Origin of the sequence: Geobacillus sp. GHH01, from assembly GCF_000336445.1 — a bacterium.
In the GTDB taxonomy this organism is placed as follows: domain Bacteria; phylum Bacillota; class Bacilli; order Bacillales; family Anoxybacillaceae; genus Geobacillus; species Geobacillus zalihae.
The window spans coordinates 1,131,060-1,150,660 of the sequence record NC_020210.1 but is presented as its reverse complement, the minus strand read 5'-3'; the positions used below and the strand labels follow the sequence as shown (position 1 = coordinate 1,150,660).

Annotated in this window: 20 protein-coding genes; all 20 read right to left on the bottom strand. The window is 55.4% G+C overall.

Annotated elements, in window-relative coordinates:
• Window positions 1–49: 49 nt before the first annotated feature.
• The 20 genes from GHH_RS05850 to flhA all read right to left on the bottom strand — a co-directional run bounded on the left by GHH_RS05850 (window position 50) and on the right by flhA (window position 19,591).
• Window positions 50–1,753: a proline--tRNA ligase gene (locus GHH_RS05850; protein WP_015374425.1), complete on the bottom strand. Its 1,704-nt coding sequence runs from the start codon at window positions 1,751–1,753 to the stop codon at window positions 50–52.
• A 23-nt stretch (window positions 1,754–1,776) separates the two neighbouring features.
• On the bottom strand, window positions 1,777–3,042 hold the full coding sequence (rseP, locus tag GHH_RS05845) for an RIP metalloprotease RseP (protein WP_201764081.1): 1,266 nt from the start codon (window positions 3,040–3,042) through the stop codon (window positions 1,777–1,779).
• Window positions 3,043–3,044: 2 nt separating this feature from the next.
• Window positions 3,045–4,193: a 1-deoxy-D-xylulose-5-phosphate reductoisomerase gene (gene dxr / locus GHH_RS05840; protein ID WP_011230755.1), complete on the bottom strand. Its 1,149-nt coding sequence runs from the start codon at window positions 4,191–4,193 to the stop codon at window positions 3,045–3,047.
• A gap of 20 nt (window positions 4,194–4,213) precedes the next feature.
• Window positions 4,214–5,008 carry a phosphatidate cytidylyltransferase gene (locus GHH_RS05835; RefSeq protein WP_011230754.1) on the bottom strand — a complete coding sequence of 265 codons (795 nt, stop codon included), beginning with the start codon at window positions 5,006–5,008 and terminating at the stop codon, window positions 4,214–4,216.
• Complete coding sequence (locus GHH_RS05830) at window positions 5,005–5,778, bottom strand: isoprenyl transferase (RefSeq protein WP_011230753.1); 774 nt, start codon at window positions 5,776–5,778, stop codon at window positions 5,005–5,007. Before GHH_RS05830 ends, GHH_RS05835 begins: the two co-directional genes overlap by 4 nt.
• Before the next feature lie 82 nt (window positions 5,779–5,860).
• Window positions 5,861–6,418, bottom strand: coding sequence for a ribosome recycling factor (frr, locus tag GHH_RS05825; protein ID WP_011230752.1), 558 nt, complete (start codon window positions 6,416–6,418; stop codon window positions 5,861–5,863).
• Window positions 6,419–6,420: 2 nt separating this feature from the next.
• The gene (pyrH, locus tag GHH_RS05820; RefSeq protein ID WP_011230751.1) at window positions 6,421–7,143 is read right to left on the bottom strand and encodes a UMP kinase; all 723 of its coding nucleotides are present in this window, start codon (window positions 7,141–7,143) and stop codon (window positions 6,421–6,423) included.
• 68 nt (window positions 7,144–7,211) lie between these two features.
• The gene (gene tsf, locus GHH_RS05815; RefSeq protein ID WP_011230750.1) at window positions 7,212–8,096 is read right to left on the bottom strand and encodes a translation elongation factor Ts; all 885 of its coding nucleotides are present in this window, start codon (window positions 8,094–8,096) and stop codon (window positions 7,212–7,214) included.
• A 157-nt stretch (window positions 8,097–8,253) separates the two neighbouring features.
• A complete protein-coding gene (rpsB, locus tag GHH_RS05810) occupies window positions 8,254–8,961 on the bottom strand; it encodes a 30S ribosomal protein S2 (protein ID WP_013145737.1) in 708 nt (235 codons plus the stop codon).
• A gap of 162 nt (window positions 8,962–9,123) precedes the next feature.
• Window positions 9,124–9,741 carry a hypothetical protein gene (locus GHH_RS05805; protein WP_015374423.1) on the bottom strand — a complete coding sequence of 206 codons (618 nt, stop codon included), beginning with the start codon at window positions 9,739–9,741 and terminating at the stop codon, window positions 9,124–9,126.
• 8 nt (window positions 9,742–9,749) lie between these two features.
• Window positions 9,750–9,995: a hypothetical protein gene (locus GHH_RS05800; protein WP_015374422.1), complete on the bottom strand. Its 246-nt coding sequence runs from the start codon at window positions 9,993–9,995 to the stop codon at window positions 9,750–9,752.
• A 16-nt stretch (window positions 9,996–10,011) separates the two neighbouring features.
• Entirely contained in the window at window positions 10,012–10,767 is a 756-nt protein-coding gene (locus tag GHH_RS05795; protein WP_015374421.1) for a FliA/WhiG family RNA polymerase sigma factor, read from the bottom strand.
• A gap of 38 nt (window positions 10,768–10,805) precedes the next feature.
• Complete coding sequence (locus GHH_RS05790) at window positions 10,806–11,303, bottom strand: chemotaxis protein CheD (protein WP_011230745.1); 498 nt, start codon at window positions 11,301–11,303, stop codon at window positions 10,806–10,808.
• Window positions 11,300–11,932, bottom strand: coding sequence for a chemotaxis protein CheC (locus tag GHH_RS05785; protein ID WP_011230744.1), 633 nt, complete (start codon window positions 11,930–11,932; stop codon window positions 11,300–11,302). Before GHH_RS05785 ends, GHH_RS05790 begins: the two co-directional genes overlap by 4 nt.
• A gap of 22 nt (window positions 11,933–11,954) precedes the next feature.
• Complete coding sequence (locus GHH_RS05780; protein WP_015374420.1) at window positions 11,955–12,392, bottom strand: chemotaxis protein CheW; 438 nt, start codon at window positions 12,390–12,392, stop codon at window positions 11,955–11,957.
• Between the two features lie 82 nt (window positions 12,393–12,474).
• Complete coding sequence (locus GHH_RS05775; RefSeq protein WP_015374419.1) at window positions 12,475–14,475, bottom strand: chemotaxis protein CheA; 2,001 nt, start codon at window positions 14,473–14,475, stop codon at window positions 12,475–12,477.
• A gap of 12 nt (window positions 14,476–14,487) precedes the next feature.
• Window positions 14,488–15,537 carry a chemotaxis response regulator protein-glutamate methylesterase gene (locus GHH_RS05770; protein WP_015374418.1) on the bottom strand — a complete coding sequence of 350 codons (1,050 nt, stop codon included), beginning with the start codon at window positions 15,535–15,537 and terminating at the stop codon, window positions 14,488–14,490.
• 9 nt (window positions 15,538–15,546) lie between these two features.
• Window positions 15,547–16,413: a MinD/ParA family protein gene (locus GHH_RS05765; protein WP_020754634.1), complete on the bottom strand. Its 867-nt coding sequence runs from the start codon at window positions 16,411–16,413 to the stop codon at window positions 15,547–15,549.
• Entirely contained in the window at window positions 16,407–17,549 is a 1,143-nt protein-coding gene (flhF, locus tag GHH_RS05760; RefSeq protein ID WP_015374416.1) for a flagellar biosynthesis protein FlhF, read from the bottom strand. Before flhF ends, GHH_RS05765 begins: the two co-directional genes overlap by 7 nt.
• The gene (gene flhA / locus GHH_RS05755) at window positions 17,546–19,591 is read right to left on the bottom strand and encodes a flagellar biosynthesis protein FlhA (RefSeq protein WP_015374415.1); all 2,046 of its coding nucleotides are present in this window, start codon (window positions 19,589–19,591) and stop codon (window positions 17,546–17,548) included. The genes flhF and flhA overlap by 4 nt, the downstream gene beginning before the upstream one ends.
• Between the last annotated feature and the right edge of the window lie 10 nt (window positions 19,592–19,601).

Below are 19,601 nucleotides of genomic sequence, written 5' to 3'. Positions count from 1 at the left end.
CAAAAGCGCCGGCGAAAAAGACAGAATTCTTTTTCGAAAGCGCCGGCACTCATGATTGAAGGAGACGGCGCGCAGTGTCGACAAGCTCGCTGACCGGCACATCGAACGTCTCGCCCGTTTTCCGCACTTTTACTTCCACAACGCCTTCGCCCGCTCGCTTGCCGACGGTGACGCGGAGCGGAATGCCGATCAAATCGCTGTCGGCAAACTTCACTCCGGCCCGTTCGGGGCGGTCGTCATACAACACTTCAAACCCAGCCTGTCCGAGCTTTTCATACCACTCTTCCGCCAACGCGCGCTGTTCATCGCTTTTTGCGTTCGCTGTAAGCAAATGGATGTGAAACGGTGCGACCGAAGCCGGCCACACAAGCCCGTGTTCGTCAGCAAACTGTTCGGCGATTGCGGCCACCAATCTTGATACGCCGATGCCGTAGCAACCCATGATCATCGTCTGCGTTTGGCCGTTTTCATCCAAATAGACGGCGTTCATCGCTTCGCTGTATTTTGTCCCCAGCTTAAACACATGCCCGACTTCAATGCCGCGGGCAAAGCGGATCGTCCCTTTGCCATCCGGCGACGGGTCGCCTTCTTTTACGAAGCGCAAATCGGCGTATTGACTGACGGCAAAATCGCGGCCCGGGTTGACTCCGATGTAATGGTATCCTTCCTCGTTCGCGCCGCAGACGCCGTTCGTGATGGCGGCGACAGCATGGTCCGCGATCACCGTGACGTCTTCGCTGACGCCGATCGGGCCGAGCGAACCGATTGGAGCGTTCATCACCCGCTCCGTTTCTTCCGGCGTCGCCAATTCGACGACCGTCGCGTCGAGTGCGTTTTTCACCTTCACCTCGTTCGCTTCATGATCGCCGCGGACGAGAACGAGCACATAGCGGCCGTCCACATTGAACAAGAGCGATTTAATGCAACGCTCCGGCGAGACTTGCAAATAGGACGTGACTTCATTGATCGTTTTTTGCCCCGGCGTCGCCACTTTTTTCAATTCGGCTGGCGGCTCATCGCTTTTTTCGTACGTGGCCACGACCGGCGCCATCTCGATGTTGGCGGCATAGTCAGACGCATCGGAGTAGGCGATCGTATCTTCGCCGATGTCAGATAACACCATAAACTCATGCGTATCTTTGCCGCCAATCGCCCCCGAGTCGGCGATGACGGCGCGGAAGTTCAATCCGCAGCGGCGGAAAATGTTCGCATACGCCTCATACATGTTGTTGTACGTTTCATCCAAGCTTTCTTTCGACGTATGGAACGAGTAGGCGTCTTTCATCATGAACTCGCGGCCGCGCAACAGCCCAAAACGCGGACGCTTTTCATCGCGGAATTTCGTTTGGATTTGGTACAAGACAAGCGGCAGCCGCTTGTACGTTTTCACTTCGTCGCGGACGATCGCCGTGATCATTTCCTCATGCGTCGGCCCGAGGGCGAAATCGCGCTCGTGCCGGTCTTTTAAGCGCATCAGTTCCGGCCCGTACGAGTACCAGCGGCCGGACTGCTGCCAAAGCTCAGCTGGCTGCAAGGCCGGCATGAAGAGCTCCATCGCTCCAATTCGGTTCATTTCCTCGCGAATGATGGCTTCCACTTTTTGCAAAACACGCTGCCCAAGCGGCAAAAACGTATAGACGCCGCTTGCGCTTTGACGAATGAAGCCGGCCCGCAGCAGGAGCTGATGGCTTTTCACTTCCGCATCCGCCGGCACTTCACGCAACGTCGGAATAAATGCTTGACTTTGTCTCATCCATTAGCCACCTCGTTTTCTCTCTATAGGAAAAATTTTTGAATGTCATTCCATGTCACCACAAGCATCAGCAACATCAGCAAGGCAAAGCCGATAAAATGAACCATTCCTTCTTTTTGCCGGTCGACCGGCTTGCCGCGCACCGCTTCAATGGCGAAAAAGAGGAGCCGCCCGCCGTCTAGCGCCGGCAATGGCAACAAGTTGACAATCCCCAGGTTGATGCTTAAAATCGCGCCCCATTTCATCAAGTAGTAGATCCCAGACTCCGCCACTTTGCCGGTCGATACAGCGATGCCGACCGGTCCGGACAGCATGTCAAGCTGAAACTGGCCGGTGATCAATTGGCCGAGCCCCGTTACAATTTCCCGCGTCCAGTAATACGTCTCAACCAGCCCCTGCTTGATCGAGCCCAACACCGATTTTTCCATCGGCTGATAGACGCCGATCAAGCCGATCGTCTCCCCTTGCACCGTTTTCGCCTCCGGAGTGACCGTCACACTCCGTTCTTTCCCATTCCGCTCAATTTGAAACTGAAGCGGTTCTCCCGGATGGGCGCGAATCGTGTTGACGATTTCCGTCCATGTTTCCATCCGTTCGCCGTTAATGGCGATCACTTTATCCCCTTGCTTCAAGCCGGCGGCGCGCGCCGCTCCTTCCGGCGTCAGCTCGCCGATCACCGGCTTGTCGACCGGATAGCCTTGCAAAAGACCGATGATGATAAAGACAACGAGCGACAAGAGAAAGTTGGCGAGCGGTCCGGCCAAAATCGTCATCGTTCGCTGCCCGAGCGTTTTTGCCGCAAATTGGCGATGGTACGGAGCAATTTGAATCTCTTGGCGGTCGACGACGAAAAACGCCGGCTCCTTGACCGTAAACCGCTCGAACCGCTCGCCGTCCGTATAGCCGGTCACATACATGCCATGCTCTAAATCGGCCTCTTCCACTTCCACTACGCGGATATTCAGATAATCGTCCTTATGGTTGAGGACGATTTTTTCCACTTGGCCGCTCTCATCAAGCAAAAGACCGACGACTTGCCCACGCTTCAATTCAATCGTCTCCGGGTCTTCACCGGCCATGCGGACGAAGCCGCCAAGCGGGAGCAGGCGGATCGTGTACACCGTTTCGTTTTTCTTGAACGAAAACACTTTCGGCCCGAAGCCGATGGCAAATTCGCGGCACAAAATGCCGGCCCGTTTTGCTAGCAGCAAGTGGCCGAGCTCGTGAAAAAAGACGAGGGCACCAAAGACGACGATAAATGAAATGATCGATTCCAACGTTTCAACCACCTTTATGATAGTAGTGAGCGGACGTAGGCGCGCGCGTCCGCATCGATTTCACGAATGTCCTCAAGCTGCGGATTGCTCACTGGCCGATGGCGCTCGAGCGCGCGTTCAATCCACTCCTCGATGGCCAAAAACGGTATGCGCCCGGCTAAAAACGCCGCCACCGCCTCCTCATTGGCCGCATTCAACACCGTCGGCAGCGAGCCGCCGCGCTTGCCAGCCTCATAGGCGAGACGCAAACAGCGATAGCGGTCGAAATCAACCGGGGCGAAATGGAGCGCCCCAAGCGAGATGAAATCAAGCGGCTTGGCGGATGGGAGCGGCAACCGCTTTGGATACGCAAGCGCATATTGGATCGGAACGCGCATATCCGGCGTTCCAAGCTGCGCCAATACACTTGTGTCACGGAACTGAACGAGCGAATGGATGATGCTTTCTCGATGCAAAACAACCTCAATCCGCTCATACGGCAGCCCGAACAGCCAATGAGCCTCAATGACCTCAAATCCTTTATTCATCATGGTCGCCGAATCAATCGTAATTTTTGCCCCCATCGACCAGTTCGGATGGCAAAGCGCCTCCTCAACCGTCACATGAGCGAGCTCTCGGCGCGTCTTGTCGCGGAAGCTGCCGCCGGATGCGGTCAGAATGAGTTTGTCAACGTGTTCCATCCTTTCCCCTTGCAGACATTGAAAAATGGCGGAATGTTCACTGTCAACTGGCAACAGCGGCACACCGCGCCGCTTGGCTGCAGCCATGACGAGATGTCCGGCGACAACGAGCGTCTCTTTGTTGGCGAGGGCGATCGCTTTTCCCGCTTCAATCGCCTTCAGCGTCGGCACAAGGCCGACGCTGCCGACGACAGCGGTGACGACAACATCGGCTTGTGGGCAAACGGCTGCTTCAATCAATCCTTCCTCTCCGTACACGATCGTCGTCCGCCCGCGGTACTCGCGATAAAGAACTTTATACGCATCACGGTCAGCGACGGCGACAAGACTTGGGGAAAATTCAGCGATCAGCCGCCTCGCCGCCTCGATATTTTTCCCGACCGATGCGGCGGCCAAGCGGAATTCGTCCGGATGGGCGCGGATGACATCGAGCGTCTGTGTGCCGATCGATCCGCTCGCCCCTAATATACTAATATATTTCAATCGTTTCACTCCTCACCCGCTTATCGTGCGATTTCAAGCAATATGTACAATATCGGCAGCACGAACAGCAAGCTGTCAAACCGGTCTAAAATGCCGCCATGTCCCGGCAAAATCGCCCCGGAATCTTTGACGCCGTAATGGCGCTTAAATGCCGATTCGATCAAATCGCCGAGCTGACCGAACACCGACAGCAGCAGCGCGACGCCAAGCGCGGCCGCCAAACTGCCAAACGGCGCCGCCGCCCACTCGTAAATCGCGGCGACAACAGCCGCGGAAGCGATGCCGCCGATGGCGCCTTCCACTGTTTTTTTTGGGCTGATCTCCGGCCATAGCTTGCGCCGGCCAAACGCGCGGCCAAAGAAATACGCCCCAATGTCAGTCGCCCAAATGACAAACAAGGCATAAACGAAGTACACGAACCCAACCAAACGAACAGCGCCGAAACAGAAAAACCCTACGCCGACATAGACGACCGCCAAAACGACAAACGCCGCCTCATCGAACGAGAGCGCATTTTTCGTCACGACCGTACCGACAAGCAACAAAAAAGCCAAAGCGGCGAGCACGCCAAATTTGGCGGTCCCAGACGCCAACCACTCGCCGCCGTAACGGGCGGGAACGAGCAACAGCCAAAGGGCGATCAATCCAGCCGCCCCGACAAACGACAACGGGTGCATCCCTTTCATCCGCAACAATTCAAACAGCCCAATCGTGGCCAATATATATGTTACTATTATAAACGGAAATCCGCCAAAAATAACAATCGGCAAAAAGAGCGCCGCCGCTATGACTCCGGTGATGATTCGCTGCTTCATCGCGCTGACACTCCTCCAAATCGGCGGTCGCGCCGCTGGTAAGCGGCAATCGCCTCTAAGAAATGTTGCTCCGTAAAATCCGGCCATAAGACATCCGTAAACCAAAGTTCCGTATACGCCAACTGCCAAAGCATGAAATTGCTCAAGCGAATCTCCCCGCTCGTACGGATGAGCAAGTCAGGGTCAGCGAGCCCGCTCGTCATCAAGTACGAGGAAATGAGCGGCTCGGTGATGTCTTCCGGCGCGAGCATCCCGCGTTCGACGTCTTTGGCGATCTGCTTTACGGCGGCAGCGATTTCCGCCCGGCTTCCATAATTAAGGGCAAAGTTTAACACAAGGCCGGTGTTGCCGCTTGTTTCCTTCACGGCTTTCTCGACCGCCCGGCGCGTATGATCGGGCAGCGCCTCCGTATGACCGATCACTTGGACTTTGACATTTTCGGCGACGAGCTCGGGAAGAAACGTCGTCAAAAACTGTTCCGGCAGCTTCATCAAATAATCGACTTCACTTTTCGGACGTTTCCAGTTTTCTGTCGAAAACGCGTAAAGCGACAAAATCTGAATCCCCAGCTCATTCGCAAAACGAGTGATTTTGCGCACAACTTGCATGCCTTCGTAATGGCCGGCCGCCCTCGGCAGCGCCCGCTTTTTCGCCCATCTCCCGTTTCCGTCCATAATGATGGCGACGTGGTTCGGCATCGGATGCCTGAGCACCTCTTCTTTCGTCACCGGGACGTCTTTCTCTTTTGTTTTTCGCATTTTATTGAACATACGAGTCCTCCGGGATCGTGTTTTGCCTTTCCATTATAGCAAAAAAACCCTCCATCAACATAGAGGGTTTGCATCGTTTTGCCTATACTTCCATCACTTCTTTTTCTTTTTCTTTTGTGATGGCGTCAATTTTGGCGATGTGGTCATCGGTCAGCTTTTGCACTTCGTCCGTGTAGCTGCGGAGCTCATCTTCCGTAATCTCGCCGTTTTTCTCGAGCTTTTTCAATTCATCGTTCGCATCGCGGCGGATGTTGCGCACCGCGACTTTCGCGTCTTCTGAATACTTTTTGACAAGCTTCGCGAGCTCGCGGCGCCGTTCCTCGGTGAGCGGCGGAATGACAAGACGAATGACGGATCCATCATTCGATGGCGTCAGCCCTAAATCCGATGCTAAAATCGCTTTTTCCATTTCTTTAATGGCCGATTTGTCGTACGGCTGAATGACAAGCAGCCGCGCTTCCGGCACGCTGATGGAGGCCAGTTGGTTGATTGGCGTCGGCACGCCGTAATAGTCAACGGTTACTTTCTCAAGCAGCCCTGCGTTCGCCCGTCCGGCGCGAATGCTTGCCAGCTCGCGGGTGAACGCTTGCACCGCTTTATCCATCTTTTCTTTCGCCTGTTGGATCACTTGCTTTGCCATCATTATTTCCCCCTTACGATCGTTCCGATGTTTTCACCTAACACAGCGCGTTTAATATTGCCTTCTTCCATAATCGAGAAGACGATGAGCGGAATGTTGTTGTCCATGCAAAGCGAGGAAGCAGTCGAATCCATGACGCCGAGCCCTTGCTTAATGACGTCCAAGTACGACAGCTCATCGTATTTGACCGCATTGGCGTCGACGTTCGGGTCGGCGCTGTAGACGCCATCGACGTTGTTTTTCGCCATTAAAATGACGTCCGCCTCGATTTCCGCCGCCCTGAGCGCCGCGGTCGTATCGGTCGAAAAGTACGGGTTGCCTGTGCCGGCGGCGAAAATGACAACTCGTTTTTTCTCAAGATGGCGAATCGCCCGGCGGCGAATGTACGGTTCGGCCACTTGCCGCATTTCAATCGATGTTTGCACCCGCGTTTCCACACCGAGCTGCTCAAGGCTGTCCTGCAAGGCGAGGGCATTCATCACCGTCGCCAACATGCCCATGTAATCAGCCGTCGCCCGGTCCATGCCCATTTCGCTTCCCGTTTTTCCACGCCAAATGTTGCCGCCGCCGACGACGATGGCGACCTCGACGCCCAGTTCAACAACTTCTTTCACTTGTTTGGCGATCGACTGAATGACCGCCGGTTGAATGCCAAACCCTTGCTTTCCGGCGAGCGCTTCCCCGCTCAACTTTAACACGACGCGTTTGTATTTTGGCTGTTCCATGTCCAACCTCCATGATGCGAATCACTTTGAAAAACAGGGAACACGCGCGTGTTCCCTGTTGCGGTCCGTCATTGTTTTCTGACTTGGCTCATGACTTCTTCTGCAAAATTGTCTTGGCGTTTTTCGAGCCCTTCGCCGACTTCGTAACGGATGAACTGCTTGACTGTTGCTCCGTTCGATTCGACGTATTGGCGCACCGTCACATCCGGGTTTTTCACGAACGCTTGCTCGAGCAGGCAGACGTCTTCGTAAAACTTGTTCAGCCGGCCTTCGACCATTTTTTCAACGATTTTCTCCGGCTTGCCTTCGTTTAAGGCTTGCTGCTTCAACACTTCACGCTCATGCGCAATCTCTTCCTGCGGCACGTCGTCGCGCGAGACGTATTTCGGATGAAGTGCGGCAATGTGCATGGCCACATCTTTGGCGACGTCTTCGCTCGCATTGCCGGCTAATAACGTTAATACGCCGATGCGCCCGCCCATGTGCAAGTACGCACCGAACGTTTCGCCGTCCGCTTTATTGACGACGGCAAAGCGGCGAAGCGTAATTTTTTCACCAATTTTAGCGATCGCTTCGTTGATGTAGTCTTGGACGGTCGAGCCGTTGTCCATCGTTTGACCGAGCGCTTCATCAAGCGAAGCCGGCTTTTGTTTCAGCAAGTGGGCGGCCAGCTCTTTGACAAGCGTTTGGAATGCTTCGTTTTTCGCAACGAAGTCCGTTTCCGAGTTCACTTCCAAAATGACGGCGGTATTGCCTTCCACCGCGATGTACGCCATCCCTTCGGCCGCGATGCGGTCCGCTTTTTTCGCCGCTTTGGCAATTCCTTTTTCGCGCAGCCAGTCGATCGCTTTCTCCATGTCACCGTTTGTTTCGGTGAGCGCCTTTTTGCAGTCCATCATGCCTGCGCCTGTTTTTTCGCGCAGTTCTTTCACCATTTGTGCTGTAATCGCCATAAAAAAATCCTCCTTCTCATTGTCCCGTATATGTATCGGTGCCGGCAGCGGCTTCCCGTTTTGCCCTTATTCGTTAGTATAGCCAAAAGTTGCTCATTTCTGTCTCAAAAAAAGGTGATAAAAGGCTTTCCCCTCTTATCACCTTTCTTGTGCATCGTTACTCTGCTGCGACGGCCGCTTCTTCGCCTTGTTTCGCCTCAAGCACGGCGTCGGCGATTTTCGAAGTCAACAGCTTAACAGCGCGGATGGCGTCGTCGTTGGCCGGAATGACATAGTCAATTTCATCCGGATCGCAGTTCGTGTCGACGATGCCGATGATCGGGATGTTCAGCTTGCGCGCTTCCGCCACCGCGATCCGCTCTTTGCGCGGGTCAATGACAAACAACGCATCCGGCAGCTCTTTCATGTCTTTGATGCCGCCCAAAAACTTCTCAAGACGCTCTTTTTCTTTTTTCAAGCGAATGACTTCTTTTTTCGGCAGAACGTCAAATATCCCATCTTCTTCCATTTTTTCAATTTCACGCAGCCGTTTGATCCGCTTTTGGATCGTAGCGAAGTTCGTCAGCGTGCCGCCGAGCCAGCGTTGGTTGACATAAAACATGCCGCAGCGTTCCGCTTCTTCCTTCACCGACTCTTGCGCTTGTTTTTTCGTGCCGACGAACAAAATTTTGCCGCCATTCGCCGCCAATTCGCGAACGAAGTTGTAGGCTTCCTCGACTTTTTTCACCGTTTTTTGCAAGTCGATGATATAGATGCCGTTGCGCTCCGTGAAAATGTATTTTTTCATCTTCGGATTCCAACGGCGCGTCTGATGTCCAAAGTGGACGCCAGCTTCAAGCAGTTGTTTCATCGAAATAACCGACATGTATGCTCCTCCTGTTTCCTTAGTGGTTTTTGGTCCTCCGCCTGCCTCATCTTTCAGCAAGACTGGCGTTGCCAGCACCGTTGCTGAAATCACCAGGCGTGTGTATTCACACCATGAAAAAATATATCACAACTGCAAGCGGCAAATCAAGCTGTTATTCGCCTATTGATTCGTTTTTTGCGCAAATTTGAGCCATAGCTCGACTTCCGTTTTCCCTTTGCCGAGCTGTTTGGCAATTTCCTCGACTGTCTCTCCTTCCGCATATAGGCGGCGAGCAAGCTCACTCGCGTCGGCCGGTCGGGCGTGTGAAAGTTCGAGCACATCCTTGACCGCTTCGATGTCTGGGAAATAGCCCGGAGCGGCGCTTGGACGGCTTGTTTTGGCGCGTTTTTCGGTTTCTCCCCGCTCCGCCGGCTCGTTTTCCCCCTTTTTTGCTTCCGCTGTTCGCTTTTCGAACCCCGCTCCGATTTCACCGCCTCCTGCCCCCGGCATGGACGCCGTCTCTTTCCCGTTCGCGCCCCGTTGCCCACTGGGCGCATCGTTCGTTTCCGGTGCAGAAACGAATGGAGCCGCGCCGCTATTAAGCAACGAGTCAAGTTCAGCCAAAAAGCGCTCGTTTTCTTCCTTCCAGGCAGCGAGATAAGCGGTCATGGCTTCCTCGAGCTCCTCGGCCCGCCTCTCCGCCTCGCCAAGCCGCGACAGGCGAAGGAAAAGCACAATGATCAACCAAAACGACAAGGCGTGCAACAGCAAACTGATCGTTAGCCAAAATGCCATCATGATGTTCACTATCCTTGAATGTCGATCGTTTTTCCTTTATAAGGGTGTCCTCCAAAACGGGACGCCTCCTGCTCAAGACGGGCGCTCGTTCGTTTATCCGTCACCCGACGACGCGCACGCTCCGCCCGCTTTTGGCCGGCAGCTGCCATTTGCGCCTGCACGGCATAGGAATGTTGTTGCGTTGAGGTTTGAAGCCTTTCCGCGTCGGGCGCTTTCGGCATGACGCTTTGCAACGCTGGAAGCTGGATGTCCATCGCGTTTTCTCTCCCCTCATGGCTCTTTTTCAAAGAAGCGGCGCAGTTTCCAAAGCGCTTTCGCATGAATTTGCGAAATTCTTGATGTCGACAAATGCAAAAGGCTCCCGATTTCTGTAAACGTCAGCTCCTCTTTGTAAAACAAACTGATGACGAGCTGCTCTTTTTCATTCAGCTGTCCGATGGCTTCAGCCAGCTTTTCGATCATTTCCTGCTTAACGATTTGCTCCTCGGGAAGCGGAGCGCGGTCGTCGCGAACCGAAAGCAGTCCTTCATCTTCGTCGACGGTCGTCTGCCCGAGCGGCAGCCAATGGGAAAAAAACGTTTCACTCGCCGCCGCCTGCACTTCCTCTTCCGTCATCCCGAGCTCAGCGGCGATCTCTTTCGCCGTCACCGATCGCATGTGCCGCTGTTCAAGCCGCTCGATCGCTTCCTCAATTTTTTTGGCCTTATCGCGCATGCTGCGCGGCAGCCAGTCTTCTTTGCGCAAACCGTCTAAGATGGCGCCGCGGATGCGGAACGAGGCGTACGTGTCGAACTTCAAATCACGCGATGGATCAAATTTCTCCAACGCATCGTATAAGCCGACGAGTCCAAGGCTGACGAGCTCATCCTTCGGCACGGAGCTCGGCAGCGTCGCCGAAAGCCGCTGCACGTGGTAGAAAACAAGCGGCATATAGCGCTGCACCAGCTCCTCGGCCGCGCGACGGTCGCGGCCATGGATCCATTCATCCCAATATTTCCGTTCTTCTCCTTTTAGCGCGCTTCCCATTATTCTCCCCCTTGCCTTGCGGAAACGGCGCATCCCGGTCATATTTCCTTGATTTCTTGAGCGGCGGTGCGGATGGAGAGCACGCCCGTCTGCGGATTAAATTCGATCGTGCGGCCGCTATGGCCCCCGACATCTTCGGCGACGACCGGAATGTGAAGCCGCTCGAGCTGCTTTTTCACTTCCTCCACATTGCGCGCGCCAATGCGCATCATATCGCCGCCAACTGTCGAAAACGAAAACATTTGCGCCCCGCCGGCCAGCTTCGCTTTCAGCATCCCTTTCCGCCCGCCAGCGGCAATGACAAGCTGAACGAGCGCCTCGACCGCCGTATCAGCGTATTTAGCCGCATTGATGACTCCGCCGCGCGCCATCGAGGAATGCGGAAGCATGACATGCGCCATGCCGGCAACCGCCTTGCCTGCATCGTAAATGACGACGCCGACGCACGACCCAAGCCCGCATGTGCGGATGACATTCGGCGCTATGACGACCTCCATTTCCGCAATGCCGATTTTGACAGCCTGCGCTGTGCTCATAGACCATCCACACCTAGTGCTCGAAAGATAGTGGAAAACGACTCGGGGTCAGGCAGAAGAAAGAAATGGCCGTTGATGCTTTCGTCCGGGCGCCGTTCATCGTAAATGGCTGTGTCAATCAAAATGGCGTAATCGCCAACGCGCGACAGCTCAAGCAACCCAAACGACAGCACAGCTCCGATCATGTCAATGGCCAATGCCGGCACAGACGGGTGCAAGTTGAGCCGCGTAAAGTCAGCCAATGCCGACAAATACGAACCGGCTAAAATATTGCCGAGCTCCTGAAGCGCCGAGCAGCCAAGCTCATGGGCTTCTCCTTGAAACGAAAATGAGTCATCGCCAATCATCCGGCGGACAAACCGCTCAGCCTGTTCCGGCGGCAGCACGAAAAACATGTTTCCCGGCGCTTCTCCTTCGATGCGCAAATAGACGCACGCCACTACTTGTTCCGGTCCACCGATTGATTCCATCATTTCGGCAAACGTCGCAATTTGAACGCGCGGCACCGCCATTTCAATTTTCTTGTTCAGCAACGTCGACAAAGCCGTCGCCGCGTTGCCGGCGCCAATGTTGCCGATTTCGCGCAAAATGTCAATATGCATCCCCGTCAAGTTGCGAATATCGTCCAAGGTCAATGCTCCTCTCTACAGGTTATCGGTCGAGCACTTTCGCCAAATCGAGCAAAATGAGGAGCCGATTCTCCACTTTCGCCACGCCGTCGATGTAACTTGCCTCAACGGAGCCAATGGCCTCTGGCGGCGGTTCGATGCTTTCCGTCGGCAGATCAAGGACATCATTCGCAGCATCGACGATAAGCCCGACTTCCATATCTTCAAGAGCGGCGATAATGATCCGCGTCTGCTCCCCATATGGTTCGGGGGCAAATCCAAACCGCTCGCGCAAATCGATGATCGGCGTCACAACACCGCGCAAGTTGATGACCCCTTTTACATAATGGGCTGTCCCCGGCACGCGCGTGATCGGCTGCATTTTCTCGATGGAACGGACATGCTGCACCGGCAGAGCATATTCTTCATCTTTCAGGCGAAACGCAATCACTTTCCAGTCTGCTTGCACACTGGCCGTCATCCAATCCTCCCCTTTTTTTCGACATGCCACTGAAAACGGCAGATCAACACTATAGTCTCCCTCGCACCGACACGGCCGTCCCCTACTTCACGAGCGCGTTGCAGTCGATAATCAGCGCCACTCGGCCGTCTCCTAAAATCGTCGCCCCCGAGATGGCAAAAACGGAAGATAAATAGTTTCCAAGCGATTTCAACACGACTTCTTGCTGCCCGATAAACGAGTCAACCGCCAGCGCCGCCAGTTTTTCTCCTTTCCGGACGATCACGACCGCCACCGCATCTCCGTCATCGGCCGCTCCGGGAACAGCAAAGACGTCTTTCAGGCGGACGAGCGGCACAATTTTGCCGCGAAAATCGATGACCGGCTGGTTGTGGGCGGAAAAAATCTCTTCTTTTTTCACCAGCGCCGTCTCAATGATCGATGACAGCGGAATCGCGTACGTTTCCTCAGCGATTTGAACGAGCAACACCGAAATGATCGACAATGTGAGCGGCAGCTGAATGGAAAAGAGCGACCCTTTTCCAGGCTGCGAATCGACCGAAACGGTGCCGCCGAGCGATTCAATCGTGCTTTTGACGACATCCAAACCGACGCCGCGGCCGGAAATGTCCGAAACTTTTTCAGCGGTCGAAAAGCCGGGAGCGAAAATAAGCTCGTAAATTTGCTGATCGTTCAAATGCTCCGCCGCCTGCGGCGAGACAATGCCGCGGCTTTTCGCCTTTTGCAGCACCTTCTCCCGGGAAATGCCGGCGCCGTCATCTTCGATTTCAATAAAGACATGGTTGCCGCTATGGTACGCTCGCAATTGAATGATCCCTTCTTCTGGCTTTCCGCGCGCCGCCCGGACGTCCGGCGCTTCGATGCCGTGGTCGAGCGCATTGCGGATCAAATGGACAAGCGGGTCGCCGATTTCATCGATCACCGTCCGGTCAAGCTCGGTATCCGCGCCGATGATGTCAAGACGCACCTTTTTGCCGAGCTCGCGGGCGAGTTGGCGCACCATGCGCGGAAAGCGGTTGAACACCGTTTCGACCGGCACCATGCGCATATTTAAAATGATCGTCTGCAAATCGCTCGAGATGCGAGACATCCGCTCGACCGTTTCCGTCAATTCGGCATGGTTCAGCTCGCGGGAAATTTGCTCAAGCCGACCGCGATCAACAACCAATTCTTCAAATAAGTTCATCAACCGATCGAGCCGTTCAATGTTGACGCGGATCGTTTTCGTCGCCTGTTTTACTGTTTGTTTTTCCGGCGCCTCTGCTTCGGCTTGAACGGCCGCGGCCTGCTCCATAGCGGCCGGTTGTTGGGGCGCAGCCGCTTTCTCACTTTCTGCCGACGGTTCATCGCTCGATAGCCTAGACACCTTGACGTCATCAATTTCCGAAATGCCCATCAGCCGCTTTTGCAACTCATCGGCTGGCGCTTTGGATACGACCGTAACGAGAAACTCCCGGTCAAACTGTTCTTCCTCCAGCATCTCGACCGGCGGCGTTGCTTTCACAATTTCTCCGACTTCATTCAGCTGTTCAAACACCATATAGACGCGCGCTGCTTTCAACAAGCAGTCATCGCGAAGCCGAACGCGGATTTCGTAGACGGAAAATCCCTGCTCCTTCGCCTGCTCGAGCACATGGTATTCAAATTCCCCATACGCATGTTCAAGGGGCGGTTCTTCCCTTGCTGCCTGCTTGTTGGGCATCTCCCCTTGCTCGATTCGTTTCAGCTGTTCGACTGTTCTCCTTACATCGCGCGTTCCGTCGCCGCCTGCAGCGATGGAACTGATCATCGCCTCCAAATGGTCGACGGCCTCAAAAATGACGTCAAGCAATTCCGGGGTAACGGAAAGCCGCCGATTGCGTATGCCATCGAGCACGTTTTCCATTTGGTGCGTCAAATTGGCCAAATCTTCAAACCCCATCGTGGCGGACATGCCTTTCAACGTATGGGCCGAACGGAAAATATCATTCACCACAGACATGTCCTCCGGCGTTTTTTCAAGTTCCAACAGCCGCTCGTTGATCGCCTGCAAATGCTCTTTGCTTTCATCAATAAATAAATCCAAATATTGGCTCATGTCCATGCCGTTTCCCCCTCACTCCCCGATCGATTGGACGATGGCAGCGGCGATGCTGTCAAGCGGTGCGATGACATCAACGACGCCAGCCTCGATCGCCGCTCTTGGCATCCCAAAGACAACGGCTGTCTCGCGCGCTTCCGCGATCGCTTTTGTGTTCCCGCTTTCCTTCAGGATTTTCAACCCTACTGTTCCGTCGCTTCCCATGCCGGTCATAATCACCGCGATTTTCCGACAGCGGCGAATGGCAGCAAGCGACTCAAATAATACGTCAACAGCCGGACGATGGCCGGCGCGCGGCGGCGATTCGTCGAAACGGGCTTTAAGCGCGCCGCCTTCTTCACGAACGATGAGATGGACGCCGCCTGGCGCGATATAGGCGGTGCCATTTTGCAGCACTTCCCCGTCTTCCGCCTCCTTGACCGTGATCGCGGCAAGCGCATCAAGCCGATTGGCGAGCGACGCCGTAAACCCTTTGGGCATATGCTGGACAGCGACGACCGGAGCGGCTAGATCGGGCGGAAGCTGCGTCAGCACCGTCTCGAGCGCGCGCGGGCCGCCGGTGGAAGTGCCGATCGCAACGATGGCCTGTTGCGGGCGCGCCGCCGCTTTGAACGATGGGCGCCAAGACGGACGTTGGCGGCGCGGAGCAGTCAAGGCAGCCACGTTCGCTTCGCTCGCGTGCAGCACTTTGCCAATCAGCTCGTCTTTCACTTTGTACAAATCGAGCGAAATCGGTCCGGACGGCTTGGCGACAAAGTCGACCGCCCCGTACTGCATGGCGGCGATCGTGTTTTCCGCCCCTTCGGTCGTCGTGCTTGACACCATGACGACCGGCACGGGATGATCCCGCATGATGCGCTGCAACGTTTCGAGCCCGTTCATGACCGGCATTTCCACATCAAGCGTCACGACATCCGGCCTTAGGGCAGCGATTTTCTCGAGCGCCTCCCGGCCGTTGCGAGCTGTTCCGATGACTTCGAGGCGCGGATGCTCGGACAAAAAATCACTGATCCATTTGCGCATAAACGCCGAGTCATCGACGACAAGCACCTTGATCGTCTTCATGTTCCGTCTCTACCTTTCTAGCAAAAGTTGACGCAGCTTCGCAAAAAAGCGGGGAGCCCGCTCCGGCTCTTTTTCTCCTCCCGCCGCATAGCGGCACGCCATTTGACGCACTGCCCGGCTCGCCTTCGCCGCCGGATCAAAGAGAACAAACGGCGTTTGCCGGACGACACAGCGCGCCACAGTCCGGTCTTCAGGAACGACGCCAAGCAAGGCGATGTCTTTATGGAAAAACCGACTGGCGGCATGCTGCAGGCGCGAAAAGACGCCATATCCTTCCCGCTCGCTGCCGGCGCGGTTGACGATGACGGAAAACGGAGCCTCGCTGCCGGCGGTGTGCATATATTTCATCATGGCGTACGCATCCATCATCGCGGTCGGCTCCGGCGTCGTGACAATAAACACATCGTCGACGGACTTTAAAAAATACAATCGTTCTTCTGAGGCACCCGCCCCCATATCGAAAATGAGATAATCATATCGCGACGCCACCGTCTGCAGCTCGGCCAACAAATAGTCGATAGCGGATCGATCGACACTCAACCATTGCGCGGCGCCCGTCCCCCCAGCAATATACGATAGATGCTCCGGTCCGCTTTTTACCAGCTCGGAAAGCGGCAACCGCGCGGAAAACCAATCCGAAAGCGTCAATGGCGACGACTGGCCGAGCAAAATGTCGATGTTGCCCATGCCGATGTCCATATCAAGCAGCAAGACGCGAAACCCGAGCTTCGAGAGCGACAGCGAAAAATTGAGCGAAAGGTTTGACTTGCCGACTCCGCCTTTCCCGCTCGTCACCGCGATGGTCCGCGGCCCCGCCGCCGGCGTCAGCCGGCGGCCCAGCTCATAGCGCAGCCGTTCTGCTTGATCGCTCACCATCGCTCCGCCCCAAACAGCAGATGAACGAGCCGGTCTGCGGACGCTTCCACCATGTCGTCCGGCACATTTTGCCCGTTCGTGAAATAGGCGGCGGCAAGCCGGCTGTCAAGCAACACATTGACGATCGTTCCAAACGAGTCCGTCTCATCGAGCTTCGTCACGATCAGCCGATCGATCGGCAGGTGGGAAAAGTGGTTGTAAATCGTTTTCATATCGTCATACTTTCCCGTGGCGGCGAATACAAGAAACGTTTCCGTTTCGCTGTCAAACTCGAGCGTTTGCTGCAGTTCATCCACGTATTGCGGATTGCGGAAGTTGCGGCCAGCCGTATCGACGAACACGAGATCGCAGCCGGCCAATTTCCGCTTCGCCGTCCGAAAATCGTCGGCATTGTAGCATACTTCCAACGGAGCGTGCAAAATGTCGGCATACGTCTTCAGTTGGTCGATGGCGGCGATCCGGTACGTGTCGACCGTGATGAACCCGACTTTTTTCCCTTGCTCGAGGACGGCGCGCCCTGCCATTTTGGCGAGCGTCGTCGTTTTTCCAACCCCGGTCGGACCAAGCAAAATCATATACTTTTTTTGCTCCGCCGTTTTGACAAACGGAAGCGTCGACAATAGATCGCGCACCGCTTCTTTCGTCCAGGCGGAGACCGCAGCGGGCGACCGGCCGTCTTTGTCGGCATACCACCGTTCAAGCAGGCGATCCATCACTTGGCGGACGTACACATCCGCCATCCCTTGCCGAACGAGGCGCCGTTCCGCTTCCGCAAGCGGTGGAGGATACAAAAGCGAAGACGAGCGGGCGTTGAACTGACGGATGAGCGCCTTGACTTCCTCGATCTCACGGGCAAGCGAGCCGTCTTCCTCCCGCTCGGCCGCCGGCAAAGGGGCAAAGGACGCAGCAGCACTCAGCTGACGCGTCAAAGACGCGGCGGCATCCGGCTGACGCAGCGGCAGTGGATCCGGATCAACGCCGGCCAACACTTCGATCTTTTTTTTCGCAAACAGACCGAAAAATCCGCCGGTCTGCACGACTTTCGAGTGCAAAATGACGGCGTCGCGGCCAAGTTCGGCGCGAACCATTTTCATCGCTTCGTTCATGGACGGGGCGACAAATTTTTTCACTTTCATTCGATTTCCACCATCCCCACGCTTTGAACTTCGACATCCGTTTCAAGCTCGTTGTACGACAGCACCGGAACAGTCGGAAAATGGCGCTCGGTCAGCTGTCGGACGTACATGCGCACCGCCGGGGAGCAGAGCAAAATCGGCGTCTGGCCGGCGAACGGATAGCGTTCAAGCGCCGCGGCGACCGCTTCCACAAATGCCTGCGCCCGCGCCGGCTCGAGCGCCAAATAGCGGCCGTGTTCGGTTTGCTGCACGGCGTCGGCGATCGTTTTTTCCGCCCTGCCCGACAGCGTAATGACGCGCAGCGGCTCGCCCGGCACGGCGTACTGCGAGGTGATTTGCCGCGCCAACGCTTGGCGGACGTATTCCGTCAACAAATCGGTGTCGCTGGTCAGGCGGGCAAAATCGGCAAGCGCCTCAAAAATGAGCGGCAAGTTGCGGATCGACACTTTCTCTTTCAGCAGCTTGGCGAGCACTTTTTGCACGTCGCCGACAGACAACGGATTCGGCGTCACATCGTCGACAAGCACCGGATACGATTCTTTTAAATGATCGATCAGCTGTTTTGTTTCCTGACGCCCCAGCAGTTCGTGGGCATGGGCTTTCAGCACCTCCGTTAAGTGTGTCGAGACGACCGATGGCGGGTCGACGACTGTATAGCCAAGCATTTCCGCCCGGTCTTTGACGGTCTCGGAAATCCATTTCGCCGGCAGACCAAACGCCGGCTCGATGGTGTCAATGCCATCAATCGAATCATCGTCAACTCCGGGGCTCATCGCCAAATAATGGTCAAGCAGCAGCTCGCCGCGCGCCACTTCCTCTCCTTTCACTTTGATCCGGTATTCATTCGGCTGCAACTGGATGTTGTCGCGAATGCGCACAACCGGGATGACAATGCCAAGCTCGAGCGCGAGCTGACGGCGAATCATGACGATCCGGTCAAGCAAATCCCCGCCTTGATTGGCATCAGCGAGCGGAATGAGCGCATAGCCGAACTCAAATTCAATCGGATCAATATGCAGCAGTTGGATGACGCTTTCCGGGCTTTTCAATTCGTCGGCGGCCGCCGCCTCCTCTTCCGGAGCGGCCAATGCCGCTTCTTCTTGCTTTTGCCGCTCGATAAATCGGTAGCCGCCAAGCGCCAGCAGCCCGGCAATCGGCATCGTCAACAAGTCGTTGATCGGCGTAAACAAGCCGAGCAGGAAAATCGTTCCTGCCGTGACGTACAACATTTTCGGAAACGCGAACAGCTGGCGCATAATATCGCCGCTCAAGTTGCTGTCCGACGCCGCCCGGGTGACGATGATGCCGGTCGCCGTGGAAATCAACAGCGCCGGAATTTGGCTGACGATGCCGTCGCCGACCGTCAAAAGCGTGTAGCGCTTTGCCGCCTCCCCTATATCCATTCCTTTCTCCACAACGCCGATCACCATGCCAAACAACATGTTGATGACGACGATAATGATGCCGGCGATGGCGTCGCCTTTCACAAATTTGCTTGCCCCGTCCATCGCTCCGTAAAAGTCGGCTTCTTGCGCCACTTTTTCCCGCCGCTTTCGGGCTTCTTGCTCCGAAATCATGCCGGCGTTCAAATCGGCGTCAATGCTCATCTGTTTGCCGGGCATCGCATCGAGCGTAAAGCGGGCCGCCACTTCCGAGACGCGCTCCGCCCCTTTGGTGATGACAACAAACTGGATGATGACCAAAATCAAAAACACGACAAACCCAACGACAACATCGCCGCCAACGACGAACGTTCCGAACGTTTCAACGACGCCGCCCGCCTCCCCTTTGCTTAAAATCGAGCGGGTGGTTGACACATTCAGCCCGAGCCGAAACAGCGTCAGCACTAAAAGCAATGACGGAAAAATGGAAAACTCAAGCGGCTCTTTCGTGTTCATCGCCGTCAGCAATACAAGCAAGGCAAGGGAAATATTGATGATGATCAAGACGCTCAACAGCCATGTCTGCAGCGGGATGACGAGCATGGCGACGATGAGCACGACAAGAAACAATACGGATAAATCTTTGATTTGCGCTTGCATGGTTTTCTCT